Source organism: Massilia sp. P2_C2 (assembly GCF_056404615.1).
This window is the reverse complement of the sequence record NZ_JBFUDR010000250.1, coordinates 1-9,474: the sequence shown is the minus strand read 5'-3', so window position 1 is coordinate 9,474 and position 9,474 is coordinate 1. Positions and strand designations below refer to the sequence as shown.

The following is a 9,474-nucleotide window of genomic DNA, read 5'->3' as shown; positions in this document are numbered from 1 at the left end:
GAGTGGAACGGCGTATGGCACCTCGGAAAACCGTCGCGAGCGGCCGCAGGGGCGTTCGAGAAGCGCAGCTGTACGAGAGTACAGCCGGTCCGCCGTCGCGGAGCATCGCAGAATGTCCCTGCAACGCGCAGTAGGTTTTTCGACGTGCCATTATTTACGGATGCGGAAGTCCTCGCAGACAGTACTGGCGCGCACGACAAGTTCCACGGGCGCCACCTGTTCCAGCGGCGGGTCCTGCGGGCCGCGCAGCAGCAGTTCGACGCCCAGCGCGCCCAGCTCCTTCTTGTTGATGCGCAGCGTCGTCAGCGGACGGTGGCCCAGCACGGCGCCCGGGATGTCGTCGAAGCCGACGATCGAGACGTCGTGCGGCACCGTCTTCCCGGCCGCCAGGCAGGCGCGCATCGCGACGAGGGCTGTTGCGTCGTTGTAACAGAACACGGCGTCGGGCGGGTGCGGCTGGTCGAGCAGGGCCTGCATCGCCTCGTAGGCGCCCGTCTCGAGGTCGACGCCGTCCGGCAAGGTCGCTTCCAGGCGCGGGTCGGCCAGCATGCCGGCCTCGAACAGGGCCTGGCGATAGCCGCGGTTGCGCTCGCGGATGCTGTAGTGGCCGAGCGAGCCGGAGATCATGCCGATGCGTTCGCGGCCCAGCGAGATCAGGTGCTTCGTCGCAAGGTAGCCGCCCATGTGGTTGTCCGGATTGACGGAGCTGTAGCCGCGCAGCTTCATGTCGATGAGGACGAGGGGCTTGCCGCTGGCGCGCAGGGCGCCCAGCAGCTCGGGTTCGAAGAATCCGGCGCACACGATCGCGTCCGGCGCATGCATGCGCAATTGTTCCGTCACGCCGTCGGCCGGGCCGACCGCCATGAACGACAGCACGATGCCCTGCTTGCGGCAGGCTTCCTCGGCGCCGTGCAGCACGGGCGAGTAGAACGGGCTGCTGGCCGCCGTATTGTGTTGTCGATGCAACAAAAAAGTGAGGCGCCGGATGCGCTTGCGACGCAATTTACAAAAGTCATACCCCAGTTCGTGGGCTGCCGACAACACCATCTGGCGCGTGCTTTCCGTCAGGCCGGGCTCGTTTTTCAGGGCCCGCGAGATCGTGCCGGCCGAAACGCCGGCGTACTTGGCCAGGTCGCGGATCGTGACCGGCGCCGGGCCGCTGCCGTCCACTGGGGTGCGTTGGGGTTCGGGATTCACACTAACTCCGGTATCGTTGCGGACGTCCGGGACGCCGCTGGTATGAATGCAGTCTTGCATATGAAAATCCCGTTGGTCAAACGCGAACCCATGGTTCGGAAGAAGTTTAGTCGGCTTTACTAAACAGAGGTTTGCCCGGTATATTCTCATGTACGAAACCGATTTCATAAGAGGGATGCGAATGTTTAGTGGCGTCTGACTAAACTAGCCCCCGAATTGGATCCCCCGTTTGACCCTCCCATCCTGCGTATGCAGAATATTTTTCACAATAAAGTTGCTAATTTATAAGTTAGCGGTAACATTTCCAGGAGACCACCATGGATCGCGCTTCACAGGCCGCAATCGCGCCTGCCGACCGGGCTCAGCCCGCCAACTACACCTTTGCGCTGACGGTCGTCACCGCCCTGTTCTTCATGTGGGGCCTGCTGACGTCGCTGAACGACATCCTGATCCCGCACCTGAAGTCGGTGTACAACCTGACGTATGTACAGGCGATGATGGTCAACCTGGCCTTCTTCAGCGGTTACTTCCTGCTGTCGATCCCGGCCGGCGCGCTGATCCGCCGCATCGGCTATAAAGCCGGCGCCGTGGCCGGCCTGGCCGTGTGCGCCGTCGGCGCCGCGCTGTTCTACCCGGCCGCCACCAGCGTGTACGCGCTGTTCCTGTTCGCGCTGTTCGTGCTGGCCGGCGGCATCACCATCCTGCAGGTCGCGGCGAACCCGTACGTCACCGTACTGGGTGCGCCGGCCACCGCGTCGAGCCGCCTGAACCTGACCCAGGCCCTGAATTCCTTCGGCACCTTCGTCGGCCCGCCGGTCGGTGGCTACCTGATCCTGTCGCACATCTCGACGGTCGCCGATCCGAACAACATGACCGCCGCCGAGAAACTGGCACAGGCGCAGGCCGTGCAGGGTCCCTACCTGGGCCTGGCCGCCACGCTGGCGATCCTGGCCATCCTGTTCGCCGTGATCCGCCTGCCGATCATCCGCGACGAGGACACCGGCGCGGTGAGCACCGGTTCGATCTTCAAGCAGAAGCGCCTGATGCTGGGCGTGCTGGCGATCTTCGTGTACGTCGGCGCCGAGGTCAGCATCGGCAGCTTCCTGATCAACTACATGGGCGACGCTTCCATCGCCGGCTTCACGCCCGAGGTCGGTGCGAACTACGTCGCCTACTATTGGGGCGGCGCGATGGTCGGCCGCTTCATCGGTTCGGCCGTGATGCGCACCGTCAGCCCGGGCAAGGTCCTCGCGTTCAACGCCGCCGTGTGCATCGCGCTGCTGGTCGCGACCACGTTCGGCCATGGCCACTTCGCGATGTGGGCCGTGCTGGCCGTCGGCCTGTTCAACTCGATCATGTTCCCGACCATCTTCAGCATGTCGGTGCATGAACTGGGCCCGCAGACCAGCCAGGGCTCCGGCCTGCTGGTGATGGCCATCGCGGGCGGCGCCGTCGTGCCGGTGATCCAGGCGCAGGCCGCGGACGTCATCGGCCTGCAGCCCTCGTTCCTGGTCCCGGCCGCGTGCTACGCTTTCATCCTGTACTTCGGCGCGAAATACGCCCGCATGTACGTGGACGTGAAGGCCGTCTGACCTCCGATCCGTCTGCCGCCGCGGCCCGTCCGCGGCGGTCTTGTATCGCATAACATCGATAACGACCTACCCGAAGAGAGTTCCGCCCCATGCGTTTCCGTCACCTGACCCTCGTCGCGGCCCTGGCCGCCGCCTTCCCGTTGTCCTCCATCCCTGCCGCCGCCGCCGACGCACCTGCCGCACCGGCCGCAAAGCCGTGGCTGGACAAGTCCCTGAGCGCCGACCAGCGTGCCCAACTCGCCGTCAAGGCCATGACCCGCGAAGAAAAACTGCGCTGGGTGTTCGGCTATTTCGGCACCTCGTTCGCCCCGAAGGRCACCAAACCGCCCGCAGCCGCGATCCCGTTCTCGGCCGGCTACGTGCCGGGCACCCCGCGCCTCGGCCTGCCCGACATGTGGGAAACGGACGCCGGTCTCGGCGTCGCCACCCAGGCCACCCCGACCCCGCGCGAGCGCACCCAGCTGCCGTCCGGCCTGGCCACCGCGTCGACCTGGGACACGCAGATGGCCTATGCCGGCGGCGCGATGATCGGCTCCGAGGCACGCGACTCCGGCTTCAACGTGATGCTGGCGGGCGGCGTGAACCTGATGCGCGACCCGCGCAACGGCCGTAACTTCGAATACGCGGGCGAGGACCCGCTGCTGGCCGGTACGATCGTCGGCCACGCCGTCAAGGGCATCGAGTCGAACCACGTGATCTCGACCGTCAAGCACTATGCGCTGAACGACCAGGAAACGGGCCGCGAGCAACTGGACGTCCATATCGACAAGGCCGCGGCCCGCATGTCCGACCTGCTCGCGATGCAGATCGCGCTGGAGCAGTCCGACGCCGCCTCCGTCATGTGCTCGTACAACCGCGTGTTCGGCACCTATGCGTGCGAAAACGACTACCTGCTGAACGAAGTCCTCAAGAAGGATTGGGGCTTCAAGGGCTATGTGATGTCCGACTGGGGCGCGACCCACAGCACCGTGCAGGCCGCGAACAATGGCCTGGACCGCCAGTCGGGCCAGGAATTCGACAAGTCGCCGTACTTCAACGGCGCGCTGGAAGAAGCCGTCAAGAACGGCTACGTGTCGGAAGCGCGCCTCGACGACATGGCCACGCGCATCGTGCGCGCCATGTTCGCCAAGGGCGTCGTCGACAATCCGGTCGCACAGGACGGCAAGATCGACTTCGCGAAGAACGGCGCCGTCAGCCGCGCGACGGCGGAAGAGGGCATCGTCCTGCTGAAGAACGACAACCGCGTGCTGCCGCTGTCGAAAGACGTGAAGACCATCGCCGTCATCGGCGGCCATGCCGACGTGGGCGTGCTGTCGGGCGGCGGTTCGTCGCAGGTGTATCCGGTCGGCGGCAATGCCGTGCCGGGCCTGGAGCCGAAGATCTGGCCGGGCCCGGTCGTGTACCACCCGTCGTCGCCGCTGCGCGCCGTCAAAGCGCTGGCACCGGATGCGAAGGTCGTGTACGACGACGGCCTTGACCCCGCGCGCGCCGCGCGCGTGGCCGCGCAGGCCGACGTGGCGCTCGTGTTCGCAACCCAGTGGATCGGCGAAGCGAACGATGCGATGTCGATGGCGCTGCCGGACAACCAGGACAAGCTGATCGACAGCGTCGCCGGCGCCAATGCACGCACCGTCGTCGTACTGGAGACGGGCGGTCCGGTCGCCATGCCGTGGGTATCGAAGACCCCGGCCGTGCTGGAAGCCTGGTATCCGGGCACCAGCGGCGGCGAGGCGATCGCGCGCGTGCTGTTCGGCGCCGTCAATCCGTCCGGCCACCTGCCGGCCACGTTCCCGGTCTCCGAGCAGCAACTGCCGCGTCCGACGCTGGATGGCGATCCGAAACAGCCCGAGCAGCGCTTCACGGTCGAGTACAAGGAAGGCGCGGCCGTCGGCTACAAATGGTTCGACAAGCAGGGCCTGACCCCGCTGTTCCCGTTCGGTCACGGCCTGTCGTACACGACGTTCAGCTATTCCAGCCTGGCGAGCCAGGTGAAGGGTGGCCGCCTGCACGTGCGCTTCAAGGTCACGAACACGGGCAACGTCGCCGGCAAGGACGTGCCGCAGGTGTACGTCTCGCCGCTGGCGGCGAAGTGGGAAGCGCCGAAGCGCCTGGCCGGCTGGGACAAGGTTGCCCTGCAGCCGGGTGAATCGAAAGAGGTCGACGTCGTCGTCGAGCCGCGCATCCTCGGCATGTTCGACGAGAAGTCCAAGACCTGGCGCATCGCCAAGGGCAAGTACAAGCTGGTGCTGGCCGAAGACGCCGCCGGCAAGAACGCGACCAGCGTGACGGTCGACCTGCCGGCGTCCACGCTCGACGTGCGCGGCCGTCCGCAGCGCTGATCCCGGTTTTTCCTGCTTCCCTGCCGCCCACCGCCAAGTGGGCGGCGCATGATCCACATTTTGACGTTCTATCAAAGAGCGCGAGGAGACTACACTCATGCAACGCAAGTTCGRCAGCATCGCTCTGGCCGCCGCCCTGCTGACGGCAGGTACGGCCCATGCGGGTAACGACGGCTTCGTGGCCGTCAAGGACAGCCATTTCGAACGCAACGGCCAGCGCTACATGATCGCCGGCGCGAACTTCTGGTATGGCGGCTATCTCGGTTCACCGACGGCCGTCGGCCAGCGGGCCCGCCTCGTCAAGGAGCTGGACCGCATGAAGGCGCTCGGCATCAACAACGTGCGCGTGCTGGCCGTGTCGGAAAAGACGGCAATGAAGAGTGCCGTCAGCCCCGCCACGACCAGCGCGCCCGGGCAGTACGACGAGAAGCTGCTGCAGGGCCTGGACTTTTTGATGGCCGAACTTGCGAAGCGTGACATGACGGCCGTGCTCTACCTGAATAATTTCTGGCAGTGGTCCGGCGGGATGACCCAGTACCTGAACTGGTTCACCGGCTCGCTCGCGCACGATCCGAACGTGAGCAAGGACTACGAGCGCTTCATGGCCGAAAACGCGACGTTCTATACGAACGCGCGCGCCCAGGCCGAATACCGCAACGTGATCGCGAAGATCGTCCAGCGCACGAACACGGTGACGAAGAAGCCTTACCGCGACGACCCGACGATCCTGTCGTGGCAGCTCGCGAACGAACCGCGCCCCGGCAACAGCAAGTCCACGCCGGAACAAAAGGCGACGTACGTGAAGTGGATCGGCGACACGGCCCACTACATCCGCCTGCTCGACGGGAACCACATGGTCAGCACGGGCAGCGAGGGCCTGGCCGGTTCCGCGCAGGATGCGCAGCTGTACCTGGATGCGCATCGCACGCCGGACATCGCCTATCTGACGTACCACCTGTGGCCTGCGAACTGGGGCTGGTTCGATCCGAAGCGGCCCGACGCCACGTGGAACGGCATGATGGAGAAGGCCAGCCACTACCTGAACGTGCACGTCGACTATGCCAGGCAGTTGGGCAAGCCGATCGTGCTGGAGGAGTTCGGCCTGAACCGCGACGGCGGCTCGTTCGACATCAAGGCCTCGACCAGGGTTCGCGACCGCTTCTACAACGAAGTCTTCACGACGCTGGAGAAGCGCGCCGCAGCGGGCGATCCGGTCGCCGGGTGGAACTTCTGGGCCTGGGGTGGTGCGGGCCGCGCGGCCAATGCGGATTACTGGTGGAAGCCGGGTAACGACTTCGTCGGCGATCCGCCTCAGGAAGAGCAGGGCCTTTATTCCGTGTTCGACAGCGATGCCAGCTCGCTCCAGTTGATCGCGGACCACGATAAACGCCTGAAGACGATTGGAGCTAAATAGTGAAACGTAGTGCCTCCCTGATCCTTGCCGCGACCATCGCGGCGTCCCCGGCCGCCACCTGGGCGCAAAAATTCGACGGCCTCGCGGCCACGCCGCAGATGGGCTGGAACAGCTGGAACAAATTCGCCTGCGATATCGACGAAAAGCTGATCCGCGAGACGGCCGACGCGATGGTAAAAACGGGCCTGAAGGATGCCGGCTACCAGTACATCAACATCGACGACTGCTGGCACGGCGCGCGCGACGAACACGGCGACATCCAGCCGGACCCGCAGCGCTTCCCGTCAGGGATGAAGGCACTGTCCGACTACGTGCACGCGCGCGGCCTCAAGCTGGGCATTTATTCGGACGTCGGCGACAAGACCTGTGGCGGCCGCCCCGGTAGCCGCGGCCACGAATACCAGGACGCGAAGACGTACGCCGCCTGGGGCATCGATTACCTGAAATACGACTGGTGCGAGAGCAAGGGCCTGAACGCGGTCGGCGCCTACACGACGATGCGCGACGCGATCCGCGCGGCTAATCGGCCCATCCTGTTCAGCATGTGCGAATGGGGCGACAACAAGCCGTGGGAGTGGGCTGCCAGCGTCGGCCACTCGTGGCGCACGACGGGCGACATCTACCCGTGCTGGGATTGCGAAAAGAGCGCCGATACCTGGTCCCGGTGGGGCGTGATGCGCATCCTCGACATGCAGGCGGGCCTGCGCAAGTACGCGGGTCCAGGCCACTGGAACGACATGGACATGCTGGAAGTCGGCATGGGCATGACGGAAGACGAGGACCGCGCCCACTTCTCGATCTGGTCGATGATGAATTCGCCGCTCATTCTCGGCAACGACCTGCGCTCGATGCCGGACTCGGTGAAGAAGATCATCGGCCGCCGCGACGTCATCGCCATCAACCAGGACCCGCTGGGCGTGCCGGCGCTGCGCTTCTGGAAGCAGGGGCAGGTCGAACTGTGGGCCAAGCCGCTCGCGAACGACGAGTGGGCCTTCATGGTGCTGAACCGCGGCGAGGCGCCGCTGCCGCTGCACTACGACTGGAAGCAGAACGTGATCAACGACGAGGTATTCAAGCATGAACTCGACTTCACGAAAGCCACCTGGCGCTGGACGGATGCGTGGACCGGCAAGACCGGCGACACGAGCCGCCGCCTCGACGCGACCGTGCCTTCGCATGGCGTTCTGCTGCTGCGCCTGAAGAAGGGCGTGTGATGCGTCGGCTGCTGCTGTCCGCGTTGCTGGCCTTGTGCGCGGCTTCGGCGGCGGCCGACCAGACCATCAGCGCCAGTGACGCCCGCGTCGCGCGCATGGGCCGTACGGTGGAGGAGCCCGATGGCGCGGTGCGCTTCGGCTATCCCGGCGTGACGTTGTCGCTCGCGGTCGACGGTACCCGGCTCGCCGTCGATGCCGCGGGCAGTGCCAACAGCCTCGTCGACGTCGTCGTGGACGGCAAGCCGGCCGGAACGCTGCATCTGTCGCCGCAAATGAAGTCTTACGACGTGTTCAGGGGCGCGGCACCGGGCCCGCACAAGGTGAAACTCGTGCATCGCAGCGAGACGTGGCTGGGCGTGACGTCCATTGCACGCTTCACGGCCGACGGGAGGTTTCGCGCCGCGCCCGCGCTGCCCAAGCGGCGCATGCTCGTGCTGGGCGATTCCGTCACCTGCGGCGCCGACATGGAACGCGGCGCCGGCGACAAGGACACGCCGGACTGGTGGAACCCGAGGCTTTCGTACGGCATGCTGGTGGCGCGCTCGCTCGACGCGCAGGTGCAACTGGTCTGCTACGGCGGCCGGGGACTGGTACGCAGCTGGAACGACCGGACCGACGAGTTCCAACTGCCTGCGTTCTACGATCTCGCGATCGCGGATGCCGCGCATCCGGCGCAGTGGAACCAGGGCGACTACGCTGCGGACCTGATCGTCGTGGCGATCGGCACCAACGATTTTGCACCCGGCGTTCCGGAACGTACGGCCTATGTCGATGCATATACGACGTTCCTGCGCCGGCTGCTGCGCGACCATCCGCATGCGCGGATCGCGCTGACCGAGGGCGCCATGCTCGAGGGTGGCGAGAAAACGGCGTTGATCGGATATATCCGGGAGGCGATGGCGCGTGTGGGCAACGCGCGCGTGCGCCTGCTTGCACCGATGGCGCACCAGACGGGTGACGCGATCAACGATCACCCGACGACGGCCCAGCATGCGGCCATGGCGCAGGAACTCCTGCCGCAGTTGCGGCGCGTATCCGGCTGGTAGTTCAAACGATCGGCAAGGCCGTCGTTTCCTTGATGCGCTGCAGGGCAAAGCTCGATTTCACGTCCAGCACGGCCGGATGGCGCAGCAGGGTGCCCATCATGAAGCGCGAGAAGTGGTCCATGTCTTCCACGTGCACGCGCAGCAGGAAATCCATTTCTCCCGTCATCGCATAGCAGGCCACGACTTCTGGCCAGGTCGACACGGCCTGCGCGAAATCGAAGCGCGGCGACGTTGCCGGCACGCGCGCATTCGGCGCGCCTTCGCTGTGTTTTTCCAGACGAACATTCACATAGGCCAGCAGGCCCAGGCCCAGCTTGTCCGGATCGAGCAGGGCGACATATTGCCGGATGACACCAGCCTCTTCCAGGCGCTTGATGCGCCGCAGACAGGGCGACGGCGACAGGCTGACGCGCTCGGCCACGTCCTGGTTGGACAGCCGGCCATCCGACTGGAGGATGGCCAGGATTTTACGGTCGGTTTTATCCAGCTCGATTTTTGACATGAATTCTCCACAGGCTTCGCTTACCTCGCAATTTTATTGCGCAAATCGTCAGACGGGGGGAATTCATTGAAATTTAATGCTGGGGGTGCGGGTCTATACTGGTTTCCAAGATGACGCGGGCTGTGCTGACGAGGATACGTCACACCGACGTAGGGTGGGCACCCTGTGCC

Annotated in this window: 7 protein-coding genes; 5 read left to right on the top strand and 2 right to left on the bottom strand. The window is 65.3% G+C overall.

Going from position 1 to position 9,474, the window contains the following annotated elements; translation table 11 throughout:
* Positions 1–150: 150 nt before the first annotated feature.
* Positions 151–1,197: a LacI family DNA-binding transcriptional regulator gene (locus AC1DYX_RS23250; RefSeq protein ID WP_477263244.1), complete on the bottom strand. Its 1,047-nt coding sequence runs from the start codon at positions 1,195–1,197 to the stop codon at positions 151–153.
* 317 nt (positions 1,198–1,514) lie between these two features.
* Between AC1DYX_RS23250 and AC1DYX_RS23245 the strand changes: the two genes are divergently transcribed.
* The 5 genes from AC1DYX_RS23245 to AC1DYX_RS23225 all read left to right on the top strand — a co-directional run bounded on the left by AC1DYX_RS23245 (position 1,515) and on the right by AC1DYX_RS23225 (position 8,802).
* A complete protein-coding gene (locus AC1DYX_RS23245; RefSeq protein ID WP_477263242.1) occupies positions 1,515–2,789 on the top strand; it encodes a sugar MFS transporter in 1,275 nt (424 codons plus the stop codon).
* An 89-nt stretch (positions 2,790–2,878) separates the two neighbouring features.
* Positions 2,879–5,128, top strand: a complete 2,250-nt coding sequence (locus tag AC1DYX_RS23240; protein ID WP_477263240.1) for a glycoside hydrolase family 3 C-terminal domain-containing protein — start codon at positions 2,879–2,881, stop codon at positions 5,126–5,128.
* A 97-nt stretch (positions 5,129–5,225) separates the two neighbouring features.
* Positions 5,226–6,542, top strand: a complete 1,317-nt coding sequence (locus AC1DYX_RS23235; RefSeq protein WP_477263238.1) for a glycoside hydrolase 5 family protein — start codon at positions 5,226–5,228, stop codon at positions 6,540–6,542.
* Positions 6,542–7,756 carry a glycoside hydrolase family 27 protein gene (locus AC1DYX_RS23230; RefSeq protein WP_477263236.1) on the top strand — a complete coding sequence of 405 codons (1,215 nt, stop codon included), beginning with the start codon at positions 6,542–6,544 and terminating at the stop codon, positions 7,754–7,756. The genes AC1DYX_RS23235 and AC1DYX_RS23230 overlap by 1 nt, the downstream gene beginning before the upstream one ends.
* Positions 7,756–8,802 carry an SGNH/GDSL hydrolase family protein gene (locus AC1DYX_RS23225; protein WP_477263246.1) on the top strand — a complete coding sequence of 349 codons (1,047 nt, stop codon included), beginning with the start codon at positions 7,756–7,758 and terminating at the stop codon, positions 8,800–8,802. The genes AC1DYX_RS23230 and AC1DYX_RS23225 overlap by 1 nt, the downstream gene beginning before the upstream one ends.
* Position 8,803: 1 nt before the next feature.
* Here AC1DYX_RS23225 and AC1DYX_RS23220 read toward each other — a convergent pair whose 3' ends face one another.
* The gene (locus AC1DYX_RS23220; protein ID WP_477263234.1) at positions 8,804–9,304 is read right to left on the bottom strand and encodes an Lrp/AsnC family transcriptional regulator; all 501 of its coding nucleotides are present in this window, start codon (positions 9,302–9,304) and stop codon (positions 8,804–8,806) included.
* Between the last annotated feature and the right edge of the window lie 170 nt (positions 9,305–9,474).

Bases quoted from the DNA above. Each gene is read 5' to 3' on its own strand.
- AC1DYX_RS23220 (WP_477263234.1), bottom strand. From the start codon at position 9,304: ATGTCAAAAATCGAGCTGGATAAAACCGACCGTAAAATCCTGGCCATC.
- AC1DYX_RS23245 (WP_477263242.1), top strand. From the start codon at position 1,515: ATGGATCGCGCTTCACAGGCCGCAATCGCGCCTGCCGACCGGGCTCAG.
- AC1DYX_RS23225 (WP_477263246.1), top strand. From the start codon at position 7,756: ATGCGTCGGCTGCTGCTGTCCGCGTTGCTGGCCTTGTGCGCGGCTTCG.